Origin of the sequence: Phaeocystidibacter luteus (genome assembly GCF_008933115.1) — a bacterium.
Classification (GTDB): Bacteria; Bacteroidota; Bacteroidia; order Flavobacteriales; family Schleiferiaceae; genus Phaeocystidibacter; species Phaeocystidibacter luteus.
Window position 1 is genome coordinate 96,395 of sequence record NZ_WBVO01000007.1, and the last position, 18,377, is coordinate 114,771.

The window sequence follows — 18,377 nt, forward strand, 5'->3', positions numbered from 1 at the left end:
AACTATGAATAACAGAATAAAAGACTTCGCGACACGCTTGACAAAAATGGCACTATATGGTTGCAAATGTCTCATACTTGTTGGCGCATTAGTAAGCTGCAGTCATGAAGAGCCTACCTTGTCCTATGTAAAAGCTGGACAATTTGCGGGCATGGATGTGCATCAATTAAATGACACCATTCCATGGGATTCGGAGTACAAGATTCACACGTTTCCCTATGAAGGTCATGATTTCAAAATTGAGGTCACCTCACCTTTAAACAGCCCTGGCTCTTCCGTTCCAGAGCGTATTAGAATCTGGGGCGAAGGAGGATTAGAGCTGTGTAGTGAAGAAATCGATTACGGATTGGGGTTAGACACCGTACTTGGATCCACTTTCACTTTGGCGGGGTCTACATGGGTTGGCTCAATTTTCTACAACTACCGATGCAATTCTTCGAATCCTATAGGGAGAACACAGCACTTCTATGCCTACGGACACGGCGACACAATCGACCTGAACCGTGATTGGAACCAACCGAAGAAATTCGACTTGCTGCACCTCTCTTCTGGATCAAACGCTCCCTATGGAGTTGATACATCGAGGCCAGACACCTCTCTCTACATCCATTACAGCTGGGGGATCCCGAGTTGCGGTAATGGGATTTTGTATACAACCGAAGGTTACTTCATGATCAAGGTCACCCGAGGAGAGGATGTCTATCTCGGATGGATTAAATATGGCTTCAAACGTGATAACTGGCAGTACGCTTGGCCGAATAGCCATATACTGTATTTGGACTCCTGGGCGATTAGCTCAAACCCCATTCATCAGTAAAAGGCTCATTCAACTATCAAAAAAAAAGGCTGCCCATAACGGACAGCCTTTTTGCATTTAGATGGTATGTATTATTCTCGAATGATTCTGCGAACTGTCGTCCAGCCCTCTTCACTCGTAATGCGCAGCATGTAAACTCCCGGAGGCAAATGCGTGATATCCATTTGCTGAATTGGTGCATTCGCTGCCGCCTCTTCATGAAGGAGTAATTCGCCATTCATGCTTGTGAGGTTGAGCGTCACGCCGCTCCAATCCACATTATCAGAAGCAATAGTAAATACTCCCGACGACGGGTTCGGATACACTCTAAGCGACTGAGCTAATCGCTCCTCAACACTAATTCCATTTACCAACCAGAAGGATTTAGAAATGAGCTTTCTACATCCGGCAGTATCTTCTGCATCAAGCGTAACTTGATATACACCTGAGTTCAAATACGTATGGGTTGGGTTCTGTGAATTCGACAAGTTTCCATCGCCAAAGTACCATGTCCACTGACTAGCCGTAATGCTACTGTCATTAAACGTGATTGGCGTATTGATGTAAAGGGTATCGTCCACGATGATCGAACCGTTCATCTCAACGCTATACCCGGCGTAGAACGGATTCACGGTAATGAACTGAGTCAACGTATCAAATCCAGAGGTATTGGAAACTGTAAGCGTTACCCTGTACGTTCCCGGGCGCTCATAAGAGTGCGTCGGGTTTGGCACCTGAGAGGCATTGCCATCGCCAAATTGCCACAGGTATCCGGTAACGGTTCCTTGTGAATGGTCACTGAAGAGGACTTGTCCATCGCACGGGTCAATTATTCCCCATTGCCAATCCGCCGTTGGACGTGCAGTTGAAGTTCCGTTCACACAGAAGGTTTCAGAACCTGCACCACTTACTACAGTCATATTGCCCGAATACGTAGCCGGTACAGTTGGCACAAAACTGATGGTCACTTGTACACTATCACCCGCAGGAACCGTAAAGTTCTTCGGTGCTGCTTTAAACACATTAATAGTGGATGTGATGTTCGTGACATTCAACGGCTGGCAACCATCGTTGATTACCCATATCGATGTCGTACTCGTGTCGTTAATCTGAGTAGAAGGAAGCGACACACATGTGTCAGACAACGCAATAGATGCCTCATCTCTCACATCAAAGATTACAGGCACAATCTTATGCGGCTGCGTAGGATCATTTGTGAGGATGTTCATGTCCGTGGTGTACACCCCAGCGGCGAGGCTAACCGCTGTGAATATCATACTCTTCGTATCCGTCGCACCAATACCCAAGCTACCCGTCGTAGTGGATGGGAATGTCAACCAAGCAGGAAGACCGTAATTGTAAATCTGCACTTTAACATCGTGGAAATTCACATACGAAGAGGTATATGTAACCCAGTTGGAGTTCTGTACATCAAGAGAAAGTGTACCGTCAGCGAGGAAGGTATTCACGTTTGCTCCTGTCACTACGAAAGTTGCCGTATCAGGCGTTCCGAACGGTGTGTAAACACCACTGGTATTACCAATCGTAGTTCCTTCAATTGAAAGCGTGATGTACTCGTTCCACCAATCAAAATCTCCTTGGTAGATGACCGTCACCACAATAGAATCTGCCGTGGTTAACGTATTGCTGAAGGAATGATTCGTCGAAGCATAGTTCGTAGTAAACGATGTGTAACTGGTATCCTCCTGATACTGACCGAAGAAAATATCATACGTCATGGCTCCTTGCCCAGTGTTGGACACGTCGTAGGTATCGATTATGAAGTTATCGCACTTGTTCAGCACGACCTCAATAGAATCGGAAGTTGTGGTAAGAAGCGGAGCACCTAAGCCCTTGCCGGTAACGCAAATCCCTGCAGTGTCAGAAGTCGCGTAGAAGTGTAGGGTATCATTCAACACTCCCATTACGCTCGGGGCGAAAGCAATGCCAACATTCATGGAGTCACCCGGAGCCACCTTGATTGGAAGTGGAGAAGTAATCATATAGTCTCCCGTAGAGCTTCCGTACGACGTAATATCTAGCGTATCACAACCAGAGTTGTAAACCCATGTAGAATCTTGAACCTGGAGACCCACAATAATGGAATCGAAATCCGTACAAGTCGTTGGCAATACCATTTCAGCCTGACCATTCAAATCGAATACAAATGGAACCTCCACGATTGGGTAACTAGGATCATTTGTTCGAATCGTCATTGTTCCAGAATGGCGACCATTTGTAAGTCCGTCAGCTGAGATGACCAAACCAAAAGTGGTAGAATCGTTCACCTGAGCACTATCCTGATAGGATGTAGCATATGCCCAATCAACGTTTCCATTGGCCTTGAGATAACTAATCGCATTAGCCAATCCAAGCTGCATATCGGTGCTATAGCTGAAGAAATCGTAACCGTAATACACTACCGTTCCGCTTCCGTAGCTCATCTCCGCAATTGTGTGGTTCGTAGTACTCCAAGCCGTACCTAGAATATTCGCTCCAGGAGTGGAAATGGTATAACTCTGAACCAAGCCCAAATTCTGAAAAGCAGAGGTGTTCGTCCCCGCGAAAATTGGATGCGAAGCATCGGCAACATTTAAATAAGTAGGAGCCGATGTCGTAGAAGTTGTCACCGTAAAGAGACCAAAGAGGTTGTTCACGGTGTTAGACATCACTACAACTTGTCCTCCCTGATTCACATACGCTTGAATTGCTGGGCGGATTGCCAAACTAACGCTAGAGCTCAAGTACTCTTGCTCAGGAATCAGCAATACATCGGCATTGGCGAGATCGGCCGTCATGGCCGAAGCAGTGGTAGCCACCGACTCGAGTACGTTAGCATTCGGAAGGTAGGTGGTAATAGCCGTCATGGTATACGGATACTCTCTGTTCACATCACCGCCGGTTTTCAGGACGGTAAGATTCAACCCAGGACCTCCACCCGATTGCAACGAGTCTACTGTGAAGTGAAGCGTACTTAATCCACCTGAATTTGAAACGGTAATCGGGACATAAATTGAATCCGAACAGTTGGTAGAGGTAACATAAACAGAGTCCGGATTCACATCAAAGTTCGGAGCTCCAACACCTATTGCTGTTACGCAAATCGTTTGAACGGTGTCGTTGTTTTGGACGGTGATTGTATCAGCATACGCACCCACCATGTTGGAGTTGAACGATATGCGAATCATTGTACTATCTCCGGCTCCTAAAGTGGTCGTATCCGCCGTTGCCGAGAAATCGGAATTCGTGGATAGGAACCCTGTAAGATTGAGATCCGCACAGCCATCATTATAAACAAGAACTGAATCCGTTACAGTATTGCCGTTGATCACACTTCCGAAATCAATACAACCGCTTTGAGAGAGCTGGATTTGCGGTGTTCCATTGACTGTGATATTCACGTTCGTCACCAACAGTGGCTGGTTCGGATCATTGGTTTCGACGTACAACGGATAGTTGTACACACCAGTGGTCAAATCACTAATAATTGCGGTTACGTTCACCCAAACGCTATCTCCTGGAAGAACTGTACCTGTAGATGGGTTAAAAGTGAAGCGGTTATTGACGCCCTTGATTTCAAAATCATCAATGATATAGTTATCAATGGTAGAGCTTGAATAGAAGGACTGACGCAATCTGATTTGAACGTTGCCGGTCACCGGAATATGGAAGGCAAAGTATTGTGCGGTGGTATTGGTAGATGGAATGAATCCCATGTACACAAAGTTTGCTCCGTTCAATGAGTACTCAACAATCACTTGCTCTGATCCATCGGGATTCTCACAACCTGCGCCAGAAAAGCCTGGAATAGCCCAGAAGGTTACTGAATCGCTCCCTGTTGAGTTGAAAGAATTTGTAACCGCAAATCGGTTAGACCCCGTGAAGGCCATCGAGTTGGCGCCGCTTCTGGTCCAACAGTTAGCACCAATAACGTTCGAGCCAATAGACTGCCAAATAGAGCTCGGTGAGGTGCTCGCGTCAAAATCATCTGCGAGAAGCGAACCTGAGATTGCATCCCAAGTCATGTTAGCTGCGCCCTGGTTATACAGGTAAAATCCGAAGTTCAAACTATCGTTACAACCGTTTGACACCAAGTTGAATCCCGTGGTATCCATACTTGCGATAGGCGATGCTAAACCGGTTCCTTGAACACAAACTTGGGTATTCGTTGCATCGTTGTTGAGATAAATAGTGTCATTATAAGCGCCACTCATACTCGGCGCAACATCAACATAAATGAAGGCGGTATCAAATGGCGGTACGATTAAGGACGACACATCCGTAGTGATATCGGTATTGGTGGAAACAATGCTCGAAATATTGAGCGAATCACATCCTGAGTTCACTACGCGGATTGAGTCTTGGTACGATTGAGTCGTATAAACGTTTCCGAAGTTGATGCACGATTTATCGAGTGAAATGGAAGGCGCTCCGGTTACGTCAACTACGTATGGAATCACTTTAACGCTATCTGCTCCCGAGGCATTCGTTCGAACCACAACCTCGTAGTTGTACGTTCCGGCCATCATTCCACTGGTATTGATAGTGGCATTAATGCTGGCGCTATTCCCGCTGGTAAGTGTTCCGCTGTTAGACGTGAGCGTCAGTGGTTCTGGGTGTACAGTTCCCACTCTGATTTGATCGAGTCCCAACGACGCTGCGCTCGTTCCAGTCCAAGCTGTAAACTGACGTAGTCCGTTGATGGATGACTGATAGAAGGCAATATTCGAAGCGATCAAGGTTCCATCTTGATACAAATCGAACGTCTTGGAAGTCCAGTCGATGTTTTTGATTTCGATGAAGCTCCACGTATTGGTCGTCATAGTCAAGTAATACGTGGTCGTTCCCGTGTAAACTCGCAAAGAGTTGTATCTCATGTAGAAGTACGCCATTCTCGAGCTAGCCGGATTCGTTGGATCTTCATTCAAGCCAATGTAACCTTGGTAAGAGGTGTAGACGATTGGATTGATGTAGAACGAAACTTCTTGTGGCTGCGCCAATGGAAACTGAGCTCCCACTCCATTATCGGAAGAAGTATATCCAGAAAGCTGCATGAAGGTGCTTCCTTGTGGTGCATTCCCGATAACTCGGTTTGTGGTAAAACCAGTACTTGCCGTTGGCGAAACGGTAAACGCTCCAAGGGATGCTTCGAAATTCTCGTTCAAGGCAAATGGCGCAGGCGCCGGAACCTCACGACTAGAGATTGAATACCCAAGTGTAGATGCCGTGCTGCTAAGCGTAAACGAGCCGCTGGCAACGCCACCGCAGCTTACTGTGCTGTAAAGGGAATCTGGAGTAACGGTGTATGTCGGGTTACCTTGAACCGTAACCGATTGAGTGATAGTATCGGGTGTTCCAATACATCCAGATGCGATCAATCGAACTTGATAGGTACCCGATGTGGTGTAGGTATGTGAAGGATTGGCATCTGTAGACGTAGTGCCGTCGCCAAAATCCCAATCAAAATCACCGCTGCCTGTTGAGGTGTTGGTGAAATTCACCGCCCAATTTAGAGGTGGGTTGGTGGTAGACATGGTGAATGAAGCTACCGGAGCAGTTGACCCACCGGCGCTCCAGTTCATTGCGAAACCTGAACCAGTAACCGAACCATCGGAAGTAAACACAATCGTCGCTTGACCGCTGGGAATGGTCAAGGCACTTCCACCATTCGGAAGTGAATACCCACCTTGGTTGATGAGTAGTGAACCGCTCGTACCAATACCGTCGTACACGCGAACACGGTCGCAGCACGACTCTAGTCCAAACGAAGTGAAGGTTACAGTTAGCGTTCCACCTGGAGGGTTGATATAGAATGTACCGTTCGCGCTGTTGAAGTAGCTCCCGGAAGGTCCATTGTGATCGTAAAGTGTTCCCGTACAAGAAGAAGTAGAATCCACGCCTTGGTAGGGCATGTTGGTCTGACCAACAACGGCTATGCTAGAGAGAATTGCAAAGCCAGCGAGTAGCGCTTTTAGCATCTGGTAGTTTTTAAAGGTTTTGCAAAAGTAACTCATAGACAGGCAGGTAGGTTTACCGCTATGTGAACTTTAACACAAACTGTTTAATCGCTGCCATTTACTCAAATAGCGTACCATTTCAATGAGTGAATGAAGCTTACGAATGAATTTAGTGTTCAATTCGAATGAACTTGCGACATTTGCGGTCATGCAAGAAGAAAAGCAAAAAACAAGAATCTCTAAGGACTCTTTGAGACAGATTCTTAAACTCTATAAATACATCAAGCCATTTCAAACCACATTTGGAATTGGACTTATTTTCCTCATACTCTCCAGCTTAGCAAACTTGGCATTCCCTCTACTTCTTGGTCAACTCATAGATAGGGAGACCGAAGATGTGTTTTTGGATGATATTGATCAGTATGCACTGTTACTACTTGCTGTGCTTCTAGCCCAGGCAATTTTTAGCTTCATGCGTGTAAAGCTCTTTGTTAATGTAACAGAAGGGGCATTGGCATCACTTCGACAGGAAACATATAGACACCTCATACAATTGCCCATCACATTCTTCAACCAACGAAGAGTAGGTGAGCTTAATTCTCGTATCTCAAGCGATATCACTCAGCTTCAAGAGACAATGACGACCACTTTGGCGGAACTCATTCGTCAGACAATAATAATCGTTGGCGGTATAGGTCTTATGGCATATACCTCATGGAAATTGACGCTGTTCACATTGGCCATCTTACCGGCAATGGTTGTAGTGGCTGTTTTCTTCGGACGTTTCATTCGAAAATACTCGAAAAAGTTCCAAGCTGAAGTTGCTGAAAGTAACACTATTGTTGAGGAAAGTCTACAAGGCATCTACAATGTGAAAGCGTTTGCAAATGAGTTCCTAGAAGTTGCTCGCTATTCTAAAAAGACAGACAGTGTAGCAAAAACAGGTATCAAAGGCGGTACTTACAGAGCAGCCTTTTCTGCATTTATGATTGTGGGCGTTTTCGGTGCTATCGTGGCCGTTATTTGGAGAGCTGCCACTATGATTCAGGAAGGCGATCTCGACAATGGAAGTCTTTTCTCATTCATTCTTTACTGTGTCTTTATTGGTGGCTCTATGGCTGGATTCGCTGATGTTGTAGCGAGAATCCAGAAAGCAATTGGGGCTACGGAAGAGTTGATGGACATCCTCAACGAAGAGAAAGAAGACCTTACCCCTACCCCAAATCCGATTACCAACTTCAAGGGTAATATCCACTTCGACAATGTGACTTTTGCCTACCCCACTAGAGCTGAAACCAATGTGATCAAAAACCTGTCGTTAGAAATCAAATCAGGCGAACAAGTAGCATTGGTAGGTCCATCTGGTGCGGGGAAATCTACCTTAGTTCAGTTAGTCTTGCGATTCTTCGAACCAACTTCGGGTAGACTTTCATTCGACGGCAAACCCGCCACCGAATACGGACTATCCGAACTCAGAAATCAAATGGCCGTGGTTCCGCAAGATGTACTCCTATTTGGAGGTTCGATTCGCGAGAATATTGCCTACGGAAAGCCCGATGCCTCTGAAAGTGAAATCATCGAGGCAGCCAAAAAAGCCAACGCTTGGGTGTTCATATCAGATTTCTCTGAAGGCCTAGATACTATCGTTGGCGAGCGAGGTGTTCAACTCAGTGGTGGTCAACGTCAGCGTATCGCCATCGCTCGCGCCGTACTTAAAGACCCGTGTATTCTTATTCTCGATGAAGCCACTTCGGCACTCGATTCTGAGTCAGAAAGATTGGTTCAAGACGCATTGGATAAGCTGATGGTAGGCAGAACCTCGATCGTCATCGCCCACCGACTTGCCACCGTGCGTTCTTCCGATAAAATCGTTGTGATTGAAAACGGCGAACTTGTGGAGTCTGGCACACACACCGAACTTTCCTCTAAAGAAGAAGGTCTGTACAAGCAACTCTCTTCCATGCAATTTACCGACTGATGAAAAAGCTCGTTTACATTCTCCCTCTGCTCGTCCTCTTTGGTTGCTCCGAAGAAAAGCTAAGTGCCAAGTTCAATCTGAGTGGTGTTGAAGGCGAACTGTTTCAGCAAAATCGAACGGCTACATTCCCCGTAGAACACAATGGAGATGGCGTTGTAATCTTAAACGACGGAAACGTTGTATCGAACTCAAATCAATTGAATTTCAATCAGTTTGACTTTGGCGTTCACAAGGTTCGAATGGCAGTTTACCGCGGTGAGGACACTACCGATGCCGAGTTTCGGGTAACGGTCATCCCAAGTGAGTCTCCGACCTCAGTTCAGTACGAGATTGTAAACACCTACCCGCATCCGGAAGAGCTCTTTACCCAAGGCTTAATTCTCGATGGCGACATGGTTCTCGAAAGCTCGGGTCAGTACGGCGAATCGGCGCTATCCGTATATAAGCTCGGAAGCGATGAAATAATTCAACAACACAAAGTTCCAGGAAGCTGGTTTGCCGAGGGACTTGCTATACTTGGAGATACGCTTTTTCAAGTGACATGGAAACGTGGTGAAGGGCAAACCTACTATTGGGATGGAACCAAGTTCGAAGTAACACGCGCTTTCCGCTATCAAAATAGAGAAGGCTGGGGACTTACCTCTTTGAATGGCATGTTGCTCTGGACAGACGGATCCGAAAAACTTCGCTTTGTAGACCCTCAAGACATGTCGATTCAACGAACCGTAAAAGTACTTTCAGACTTGGGGTGGTTCGCCAACTTGAATGAGTTGGAAATGTACAATGGCAGAGTGGCTGCGAACCTCTGGCAGACATCCAGAATTGCATTCATCAATCCCGAGAATGGCTTGGTAGATCACGTCCTTGATTTGAATGAGTTGGCCGACCGACATAGAAATGCAGGTGTGTTGAACGGCATGATGGTCAATGGTGAAAACCTGATAGTTACAGGCAAGAACTGGCCGGTGATGTACGAATTGAAGCTTACTTGGTAGTTTACTCCTCTTCTATTTCAATTAGAAATACTTCCTCGCCTTTTCGGTGCATCCAGTACTTTTCACGAGCAAACTTCTCTAGCTTTTCGGGGTCTGATTCTAGCTCTTCGAGTTCTCGCTGATTCTGTTCTAGTTCCGTCTCAAAGTAAGTTTTGGCCTCCTCGAGTTCGTCAATTCGCTCATCGAGCTCAACGTGCAGACCGACATTGTTTCGATCCAGAAAGAGCATCCAAAACGCAAAGATGATAGTAGCCAGCACGTAGCTGTTGCTAACAATTTTAAACCATCGGGATGAGCGCCATTTCTTGAGCATGATTCAAAGATAACGGCAATTCAAGCTCGAATGGTGCAGTAGAATTTCAACTTATCCACAGTGGGGCGTTCGTTCTAGGATGACCTCCTTCTTTCTTGCTCCGCCTTGTGTTTTGTGTAAAAATCTGTCTCGCCATGAAACTTCAAATAGGCGTCAAGATGCTCGTCTATTCGCATCCTGAGTTCGTCCGAAGGAGGAAGAATGAAAAGCGATTCAATCACAACTTCACGTGCTCGAAGATGGTGAGGATTAATCTCGAGCGCATGCTCGTATTGGGAAATGGATTTTCTCCAAAGCTTCTGGATCCGATAGCTGCGTCCATGCTCCATGTGGCACAGGTATTTCTGCTGCAAATCTGTCTCTTCAAGGCATACTGAACCTACTAGACCAGCATTAATTCCGGAATCCAAATGTCCGTATTTGAAAGCAGTAAAACCCAGCATAAGCAGAAGCGCAGAGGTGATGATCAGGGCTTTTGCCACTCGCTTTCGTCGATCGGCATTGGCTTGCATGGCGTATCTAGCTCTTTCTTCCACAGAGAGCTTTACAACATTATTTGGTTTGATACTGAATGTGGTGCGGTCCTTTAGTCTGGGGAACGCCACCTTGGCTCGGCGCTTTTTGAACTGCGCGAGTTTTTTCAATTGTTCTGGACCGTGACTTCCGAAATAACCTCCCATTATTCTAATTTTGAATAACGTCACATACTAGTGTGACCAAACCAATACATCACACCGCCAAACAAGGCGCCGATGCTTAGCAATACCACAAAAGTGACGATTCTTCTGCGCTTTCTACTTCTCTCTGCTAATGCCTTGTACTGAGCGACGACTTTGGGGTCAGATTCGACAGCAGGACTCCCCTCCATTCTCGCTCCTGCCTGTGGTTTAAATACTCCGTTCGTCCGACGGCCTTTGAGCTGCCGAAGCTGTTTAAGCTGATCGGTTCCGCTTGAACCCATATAACCCATAATTCTTAACTCTCAGATTTAGTCCACCGATTTTCACTCTGAAGAATCCTTTCAAACCGTTGTTCGTAATCAATAATGAATCTCGTATATCCATGCATACTCTTGTATTCGGAAATCTGTCCATCTATTTTACTTAGGCTCTCCGGAGAAATTGGTCCATCGACTAAGCTTTGGATGAAATACTCCCTAGCTCTGATGTTTTGAGGCATAATTTGAACCGCAGATTCAAAGTGGACAGTAGACAAGCTTGGATATCGGGACATATTCAGCTTGCCTTTTCTCAAATGACATTCAAAGCGGCGTGTTGGATTCTCAATCTGATTACATTCATCGATACTGGACATCACTCCATGTGTCATCGGTGTCGTATCCAAGTAATAAAACACACTAAACAGCACAGCAATACAAGCCGCCATGACTCCATAAATCCAACGATTCCGCCTCTTCCGTTCAGCCTCAATATCTGCACGTATAGCGGCCATTACCGCGGGAGATGAACGGTCGACATGAAGCTCTTCAATCTTGAGCTCTGTTCGTTTCCGTAAGTTCTTGAAGGAATTGGCTGCATGCCGTCCCTTTAGATTCCGAATAGCCTTAAGCTGCTCCGGCCCATTGTTTCCTGAATATCCCATAGTTAAGCGTTCATCACAAAATACAACACCGTACCTAACACAATGAAGATCCCAACGAATACCGTGGCGTTTCTTCTTCGTTCGGCTCTTGCACGCGCTCGGATGTTAGAAAGCACTTCTTCTGAAGCTACCTTATCCATTCCCCCCATCTTTTCCATTGTGAGGTTTATTCCATTCGCCTCACGCTTGAAGCTATTGGAATTGCGCAGAGCCTTATTGTTCTTAAGTGAATCTTGCATGGCGCGAACCGCACCAAATCCTATGAAACCCATGAATGATAGTTGATTAGAGAGCCGAACAGGAATATACGAAATTCTCGCTAAATCTGAATTCGCCTAGACCATGCATATACCTTACCTTTGAATCAAATAAAACACACGTTCATGTCAACGTCCAAACTATCCTTCCAAGAGTTTGGCCCGAATGAAAAATCGGACTGGACTCAGCAGATAGAAAAAGAACTTCGCGGTGCCGAATGGAGCAGCCTTCATACAGATTTGGAAGGTGGAATCGTACTCGAGCCTGCCTACACGAAAGAAGACCTAATCGAGACTGTAGAACTACCTGCAAAAGGACAATCACACGTAGACCTCGTTGAAGCTATTGAGGTGTATAACGAGAGTGAATCGAACAAGAAGATTCTGGATGTGCTCAACAGAGGTGCTAGTTCCATCCTCCTTTACCTTCAAGAAGATGTTGATCTTTCTGTACTTCTGAAAGACGTTCTCATTCAGCATATTGCCGTTCATTACGTGGTAGAAGGCAACGGATCTGAAATCGCGAAGCAGATTGAAGGAATCGCGGTAGAACGAGATCTCGACCTATCCTCAATCCGAGGAAGTATTAATATAGATCCTATTGAAAACCTAGCCCGTTCTGGCGATTGGTTTGAAGATGAAATTGAAGATTTCGAAGAGCTCGGAGCACTACTATCAACTTCGCTCAGCTCGATGAAAACGCTTTGTGTGAATGCAAACTTGTACCACAATGCCGGTGCTACCACCTCAACTGAGCTTGGTCTAGCCCTTGCGCATGGCCATGAGTTTATCGCGAAGTTCGGTCCAGAGCACGCCCATCGATTCTGGATGAATCTTGCTATTGGAAGAAACTACCTGACGGAAGTAGCCAAGTTCAGAGCTATTCGCTTACTATGGGCCAAATTGCTCGAAGGGTACAACGCGGATTCACCACTGCACATCTATGCGGAAACTGGACTGAGAAACAAGACTATCTTCGATCCAAATGTGAACATGCTTAGAACCACAACTGAGGCCATGAGCGCCTTAGTTGGTGGCGCAGATGAGGTGATGATTCTACCTTACGACCTAACTTACCGAACGCCTACCCCACTTGCACAGAGAATCGCAAGAAATCAAGCCTTGGTCATGCAATATGAAGCGTTTGCTACCAAGGTCCATGATCCAGCTTCTGGTAGCTATGCTATTGAAACTCTGACAGAATCATTATGTGAAAAGGCATGGGATTTCTTCAGAGAAATAGAATCTAAAGGCGGGTTATTAGAAGGATTGAAAGACGGATGGATTCAATCCCGCATTAGGGAGGAAGCAGATGCCGAGTATGACGCATTCGAACGCGGAGACATCGTTCTGGTTGGAACCAACAAATTCCCGAACAAGGACGAAAAGATGGGTGAAGTAGCAACAACGCCTCTCTTCAACCTCAGCACTTCTGATGGCGACGTGATTGAAAAAATCCAAGCTGTCAGGCTTTCAGAATCTATGGAACGTGAACGACTAAACGCCGAGTAATCATGAGTAGGAAAGATTTCAGCGACATCGATTGGTCGGCTCCAAAGACGGGGACAAACAGTGGACAAAACGCGGACACGCAGTGGACAACCCCAGAGAACATCGTTATTAAACGTGAATACAGCGCGGAGGACGATAAGAACCTCGAACACCTCAGTTATGTAGCAGGGGTTCCTCCCTACCTCCGCGGTCCGTACGGTTCCATGTATGTTTCCAGGCCGTGGACAATCAGACAATACGCAGGGTTCTCCACAGCTGAAGAATCCAACGCCTTTTATCGAAGAAACTTGGCTGCTGGTCAAAAGGGTTTATCCGTAGCATTCGACCTTGCCACGCACCGCGGCTATGACTCAGATCACCCGAGAGTGGTTGGTGATGTTGGTAAGGCGGGAGTGGCTATCGACAGCGTAGAGGACATGAAAGTGTTATTCGATCAGATTCCTCTCGACGAAATGTCGGTTTCCATGACGATGAACGGAGCGGTGATTCCGGTAATGGCCTTCTACATCGTCGCAGCCGAAGAGCAAGGTGTTAAACCAGAGCAGCTTTCAGGGACCATTCAGAATGATATCCTGAAGGAATTCATGGTACGAAATACGTACATCTATCCGCCGAAGCACAGCATGAAAATCATTGCGGATATCTTTGAGTTTACCTCCAAGAATATGCCGCGCTTCAACAGCATTTCCATTTCAGGATACCACATGCAAGAAGCTGGAGCGACCGCCGACCTCGAATTGGCGTACACCTTGGCCGATGGGTTAGAATATATCCGAACCGGATTGGCTGCTGGAATTGACATTGATAATTTCGCACCACGACTCAGTTTTTTCTGGGCCATTGGCATGAATCACTTCATGGAGATTGCCAAGATGCGAGCCGCTCGAATGATTTGGGCAAAGCTCGTGAAGCAATTCAACCCAAAGAACGCAAAGTCGATGGCCTTGCGAACCCACTCTCAAACTTCAGGTTGGAGTTTGACGGAGCAAGACCCATACAACAACGTAGCTCGTACGAGCATCGAAGCACTAGCCGCCGCATTCGGCGGAACGCAGAGTTTGCATACCAATGCGTTAGATGAGGCTATTGCTCTTCCTACCGATTTCTCTGCACGTATCGCCCGAAATACCCAACTTCACCTTCAACTGGAGGCGGGAATCACGAAGACTGTCGACCCATGGGGCGGTAGTCACTACGTAGAAACTCTCACGAAGGAGATTGCAGACCAAGCCTGGGCCTTGATTCAAGAAGTAGAGGAGCACGGCGGCATGACAAAAGCCATTGAGGCGGGTATTCCGAAAATGCGAATTGAGGAAGCGGCTGCCAGAAAGCAGGCCAGAATCGATGCAGGATCTGATATCATTGTTGGTGTGAATGCCTTTGAGCCTGACACCATAGATCCAATTGACATTCTTGAGGTTGACAACACTCGCGTACTCAATTCTCAAATTGAAAGATTGAAAGAACTGCGCGCCAACCGCGATGAGGAGAAGACTCAGGCAAGCTTGAAAGCTATAGAGGAAGCGGCGAAATCGGGCAACGGCAACCTACTCGCTTTGGCAGTTGAAGCTGCGAGAAATAGAGCAACGCTCGGTGAGATATCCGATGCCATGGAGACAGCCTTTGGTCGGTACACGGCAACTATACACTCTATTGCAGGCGTTTACGCAAAGGAAATTAAATCGAACCCGATGTTCGCAGAAGCTAGAGACAAGGCCGACAAGTTCGCAGAACTCGAAGGTCGCCGACCACGAATTATGGTCGCCAAAATGGGCCAAGATGGCCACGACCGCGGAGCCAAAGTCGTTGCAACTTCCTTTGCTGATTTAGGCTTCGACGTAGACATTGGTCCACTATTCCAAACTCCAGCCGAAGCGGCACGTCAGGCCGTAGAAAACGACGTTCACATTCTGGGTGTAAGTTCACTCGCAGCCGGACATAAAACTCTCGTTCCACAAGTAATTGCGGAATTAGAAAAACTCGACCGCTCCGACATTATGGTGGTGGTTGGTGGTGTGATCCCGCAACAGGACTACGCCTACTTGTACGACGCTGGAGTCGTTGGAATATTCGGTCCAGGCACAATGATCGCGAAGGCCGCTGGGGCGATATTGGATGTTTTGATTGAGTCGAGACAGTAATTTAGAGGGTTAGACTTTTAGAGGGTTAGAGGGTTGGACTAATAGACCTTTAGATGGTCGGACTTATGTTCCGACTAAAAGGAGGAATCCCGAGAGGCGCAGCCGATTCGGGAGAGGGTTGGACTTATGTTCCGACTAAAAGTAGGAATCCCGAGAGGCGCAGCTGATTCGGGAGAGGGTTGGACTTATGTTCCGACTGAAAGGAGGAATCCCGAGAGGCGCAGCCGATTCGGGAGAGGGTTGGACCTATGTTCCGACTGCAAGGAGGAATCCCGAGAGGCGCAGCCGATTTGGGAGACTTTTGGACTTAAGTTCGGCTTGAACAACTCCTGGCCTTTTTTACGACGCAAGTCGTTAAATCCTTTCTGCGCTGCCAAGCGGAGAACCCTTTTCTCGCTAGCAAGCGAGAATCACTTAAAAGAAAGAAGAGATGTTCGGAGGAATGAAAGACATGATGGCTAAGCTACAAGAAGCTCAGGCCAAGGTAGAAGAAGCGAAAGAACGCTTGAATACAATAACCGTTCAAGGTTCGTCAAGCAACGGGAAGATAACCGTAACCATGACCGGTAACCGCAAGGTTACGGATGTGGTGATTGACGAGAGTTTATCGGATACGGACGAAATCGCAGATCTCATGGTCATCGCCATGAACGACGCACTTGAAAAGGCCAACTCTGTCAATGAAGCCGAAATGGGTGCTGCAGCCAAATCATCCATGCCGGGAATGGGTGGAATGTTTGGGAAGTAAACTCTATTGGATGATTAGTTTGAAGTGATGATTCGTTCGGTTCTCACCTATCAATAGCACCGTATACACGCCTGGAATAAGCTCCGTCTCAAAGCGGTAATTCGTCTCACTTCCCAACTGCTTTTCCGTACATACTTTTCCTTGAACATCTACGATACGCATTATGTAACCGCCTAGCGAATTTGAGGATTGTAGGCTGAAACTACCATTGCTCGGATTTGGGGTTAACACAATGTCGCCAAGCAAAAAGTACTCATCGTCTCCGATACCTTCAACAATATAACAAGCGGATGTATCGTAGCAACTGCCTCGATTGACAATAACTGCGTATTGCCCATTCGCACTCGCGGTGAATGTCTGATTCGTTTCTCCTTGAATGATAGTATAACCGTTTAAGCAATCAACCCATTGATAATCGGCGAATAGATCGTTAGCGGTTAACACAGAATCAACTTGGGTAACCGAATTATCGGGCGCATTCAAGTAGAATTCGAGTAGAATTGTCGAATCACAACCAGCTTTATTTAGAAAGGAGACCGAAGCTGAATCGGTTGTGGTGGTGTACGTGATACCATCAATCCATGTATATGGTTCGCAACTAACGATGATTTGAATTGCCGTATCCGCGGAATTAACCGTCAGATGTAAGTTATAGAGTGTATCACAACCGACAGTTGAATAGTGCAAATATGTAAGTGTATCGGCCGACTGCGCATAAGTGACGTTATCTCTCCAAGTGTAGGAACCGGCACAGTTGGTAACAGTATCCCAGACTGAAACTTGGCATGAATCACCAAAGAGAAATGCCCTCCCCGGCCGCGATGAAACTTGAATAACGCTTGATTCACCTACTAAGATTGTATTCTTATCCGCCGCAATGGAGAAGCCAAAGAATGTGTTAGAATCTAGAGACCCCGAAGACAACTCACCAATATTAGGATATTGATTGGTTACGCTGTCATATTCGTAAATGAATACTTTACCCGTTCGACTGTTATATGGATTGGTGCGGAAGTGATAAGGAGATCCGACAAATACCTTGTCGCCCGAAACGTCAACTGAGTATCCATAAATCCCCATGGATTCAGACAAGTAATCATCGAGCCCCCAAGCGCCAGTAGTCGGATTCCATGAGTAACAATAAACTGCCCCAGGTTGGGCTGAGCCATACCACCAATACGTATCTGTACCTGATGCCCCTACTACTGCTCGATCTCCATCCATAGCTACGTCGGTACCTATGAAAGACTGCCAAGCCGGATAAGTGATTGCATCCTGATAATAGACATACTGGCCACTTGAATCTTGTCTGAAGAAATGTGCAGATCCAGCTTGTTGTTGAATACCACCCCAAGCGGATGAACGATTCGTTGCTCTTGCTCCAACTAATAACCAATCTTTTTCAAGTGCAACGGAAGATCCGAAAGCTGAAGCCGAGGTATCAGTAACAGAATAATCGTACTGCCATTGACCCAAAGAGTCTAACGAATAAAGTGCTACTGTTCCATTTTGATTTGATGTAAAATCATACCCCAAACAACCAACCGCTAGAGTATTGTCATTCATAGCAGTGCTAGAGCCAAAACCTATGGAATCTATTGGGTTAGGGTGTGTTAGAACTTGATCAAGCACCCACATTCCGTTTGCTCCTTTCACAAAAGAATACATATAACCAGTCGATGTAGTATGCTTACTTCCCGTACAAACCATTCTATCACCATATGAGCTTATATTCCTTCCGAAATAAGTGTTTATTACGGCTGTATCCGGCGAAAGAGTTTGGAGAAGTTGCCATTGACCTTGCGCATCTGGTTTATAGACAGCAATTCCACCTACATCATATACAGTTGAACCATTCACAGTATCCGGTCGCTCAGGATTGGCAACAAATAAATAGGGATAATTGAGCTCCACATGACTGCCGAATTTCACATTGGTTGTAGGCCATGGAGAGCTCGTCCGAAAAAGCTCCGTGAAGGTTTGTGAACTGACAGGAAGGCTGATGACAATTGCTAACGCAATGATAAGTTTGCGAGAGAGCATGCTGAGAATTTTCAAGAAAGTTACAAAACGAAACT

At 46.3% G+C, this 18,377-nt stretch carries 13 protein-coding genes; 6 read left to right on the forward strand and 7 right to left on the reverse strand.

Going from position 1 to position 18,377, the window contains the following annotated elements:
* Window positions 1-4: 4 nt before the first annotated feature.
* Entirely contained in the window at window positions 5-817 is an 813-nt protein-coding gene (locus F8C67_RS09565) for a hypothetical protein (RefSeq protein ID WP_151667616.1), read from the forward strand.
* 71 nt (window positions 818-888) lie between these two features.
* Here the strand turns inward: F8C67_RS09565 and F8C67_RS09570 are convergent, their stop codons facing one another.
* Window positions 889-6,774: a PKD domain-containing protein gene (locus F8C67_RS09570; protein ID WP_170266424.1), complete on the reverse strand. Its 5,886-nt coding sequence runs from the start codon at window positions 6,772-6,774 to the stop codon at window positions 889-891.
* 142 nt (window positions 6,775-6,916) lie between these two features.
* Here F8C67_RS09570 and F8C67_RS09575 point away from each other — a divergent pair, with 142 nt between their 5' ends.
* Window positions 6,917-8,731: an ABC transporter ATP-binding protein gene (locus F8C67_RS09575; protein ID WP_317132318.1), complete on the forward strand. Its 1,815-nt coding sequence runs from the start codon at window positions 6,917-6,919 to the stop codon at window positions 8,729-8,731.
* Entirely contained in the window at window positions 8,731-9,726 is a 996-nt protein-coding gene (locus F8C67_RS09580; protein WP_151667618.1) for a glutaminyl-peptide cyclotransferase, read from the forward strand. Before F8C67_RS09575 ends, F8C67_RS09580 begins: the two co-directional genes overlap by 1 nt.
* A gap of 1 nt (window position 9,727) precedes the next feature.
* On the opposite strand, the gene F8C67_RS09585 is transcribed toward F8C67_RS09580, so the two are convergent.
* The 5 genes from F8C67_RS09585 to F8C67_RS09605 all read right to left on the reverse strand — a co-directional run bounded on the left by F8C67_RS09585 (window position 9,728) and on the right by F8C67_RS09605 (window position 11,913).
* On the reverse strand, window positions 9,728-10,039 hold the full coding sequence (locus F8C67_RS09585; RefSeq protein ID WP_151667619.1) for an FtsB family cell division protein: 312 nt from the start codon (window positions 10,037-10,039) through the stop codon (window positions 9,728-9,730).
* Window positions 10,040-10,113: 74 nt separating this feature from the next.
* Entirely contained in the window at window positions 10,114-10,719 is a 606-nt protein-coding gene (locus F8C67_RS09590) for a hypothetical protein (protein ID WP_151667620.1), read from the reverse strand.
* 20 nt (window positions 10,720-10,739) lie between these two features.
* On the reverse strand, window positions 10,740-11,000 hold the full coding sequence (locus F8C67_RS09595) for a hypothetical protein (protein ID WP_170266425.1): 261 nt from the start codon (window positions 10,998-11,000) through the stop codon (window positions 10,740-10,742).
* A 14-nt stretch (window positions 11,001-11,014) separates the two neighbouring features.
* Entirely contained in the window at window positions 11,015-11,641 is a 627-nt protein-coding gene (locus F8C67_RS09600; protein WP_151667622.1) for a hypothetical protein, read from the reverse strand.
* A gap of 2 nt (window positions 11,642-11,643) precedes the next feature.
* A complete protein-coding gene (locus F8C67_RS09605; protein ID WP_151667623.1) occupies window positions 11,644-11,913 on the reverse strand; it encodes a hypothetical protein in 270 nt (89 codons plus the stop codon).
* Window positions 11,914-12,024: 111 nt separating this feature from the next.
* On the opposite strand from F8C67_RS09605, the gene F8C67_RS09610 reads away from it, so the two are divergent.
* The 3 genes from F8C67_RS09610 (at window position 12,025) to F8C67_RS09620 (ending at window position 16,299) form a co-directional block, all read left to right on the forward strand.
* On the forward strand, window positions 12,025-13,410 hold the full coding sequence (locus F8C67_RS09610; protein WP_151667624.1) for a methylmalonyl-CoA mutase family protein: 1,386 nt from the start codon (window positions 12,025-12,027) through the stop codon (window positions 13,408-13,410).
* A 2-nt stretch (window positions 13,411-13,412) separates the two neighbouring features.
* Window positions 13,413-15,551 carry a methylmalonyl-CoA mutase gene (gene scpA, locus F8C67_RS09615; RefSeq protein WP_151667625.1) on the forward strand — a complete coding sequence of 713 codons (2,139 nt, stop codon included), beginning with the start codon at window positions 13,413-13,415 and terminating at the stop codon, window positions 15,549-15,551.
* A gap of 442 nt (window positions 15,552-15,993) precedes the next feature.
* Window positions 15,994-16,299 (forward strand): YbaB/EbfC family nucleoid-associated protein, encoded by a 306-nt coding sequence (locus F8C67_RS09620; protein ID WP_151667682.1) that lies wholly within the window; start codon window positions 15,994-15,996, stop codon window positions 16,297-16,299.
* Window positions 16,300-16,302: 3 nt separating this feature from the next.
* Here the strand turns inward: F8C67_RS09620 and F8C67_RS09625 are convergent, their stop codons facing one another.
* Window positions 16,303-18,342 (reverse strand): T9SS type A sorting domain-containing protein, encoded by a 2,040-nt coding sequence (locus F8C67_RS09625; protein ID WP_151667626.1) that lies wholly within the window; start codon window positions 18,340-18,342, stop codon window positions 16,303-16,305.
* Between the last annotated feature and the right edge of the window lie 35 nt (window positions 18,343-18,377).

What these genes read in the sequence shown, in the direction of transcription:
- F8C67_RS09605 (WP_151667623.1), bottom strand. Translation starts at nt 11,913, where the DNA reads ATGGGTTTCATAGGATTTGGTGCGGTTCGCGCCATGCAAGATTCACTT.
- F8C67_RS09580 (WP_151667618.1), top strand. Translation starts at nt 8,731, where the DNA reads ATGAAAAAGCTCGTTTACATTCTCCCTCTGCTCGTCCTCTTTGGTTGC.
- F8C67_RS09590 (WP_151667620.1), bottom strand. Translation starts at nt 10,719, where the DNA reads ATGGGAGGTTATTTCGGAAGTCACGGTCCAGAACAATTGAAAAAACTC.
- F8C67_RS09585 (WP_151667619.1), bottom strand. Translation starts at nt 10,039, where the DNA reads ATGCTCAAGAAATGGCGCTCATCCCGATGGTTTAAAATTGTTAGCAAC.
- F8C67_RS09565 (WP_151667616.1), top strand. Translation starts at nt 5, where the DNA reads ATGAATAACAGAATAAAAGACTTCGCGACACGCTTGACAAAAATGGCA.
- F8C67_RS09625 (WP_151667626.1), bottom strand. Translation starts at nt 18,342, where the DNA reads ATGCTCTCTCGCAAACTTATCATTGCGTTAGCAATTGTCATCAGCCTT.
- F8C67_RS09570 (WP_170266424.1), bottom strand. Translation starts at nt 6,774, where the DNA reads ATGCTAAAAGCGCTACTCGCTGGCTTTGCAATTCTCTCTAGCATAGCC.
- F8C67_RS09610 (WP_151667624.1), top strand. Translation starts at nt 12,025, where the DNA reads ATGTCAACGTCCAAACTATCCTTCCAAGAGTTTGGCCCGAATGAAAAA.
- F8C67_RS09575 (WP_317132318.1), top strand. Translation starts at nt 6,917, where the DNA reads ATGAATTTAGTGTTCAATTCGAATGAACTTGCGACATTTGCGGTCATG.
- F8C67_RS09620 (WP_151667682.1), top strand. Translation starts at nt 15,994, where the DNA reads ATGAAAGACATGATGGCTAAGCTACAAGAAGCTCAGGCCAAGGTAGAA.
- scpA (WP_151667625.1), top strand. Translation starts at nt 13,413, where the DNA reads ATGAGTAGGAAAGATTTCAGCGACATCGATTGGTCGGCTCCAAAGACG.
- F8C67_RS09595 (WP_170266425.1), bottom strand. Translation starts at nt 11,000, where the DNA reads ATGGGTTCAAGCGGAACCGATCAGCTTAAACAGCTTCGGCAGCTCAAA.
- F8C67_RS09600 (WP_151667622.1), bottom strand. Translation starts at nt 11,641, where the DNA reads ATGGGATATTCAGGAAACAATGGGCCGGAGCAGCTTAAGGCTATTCGG.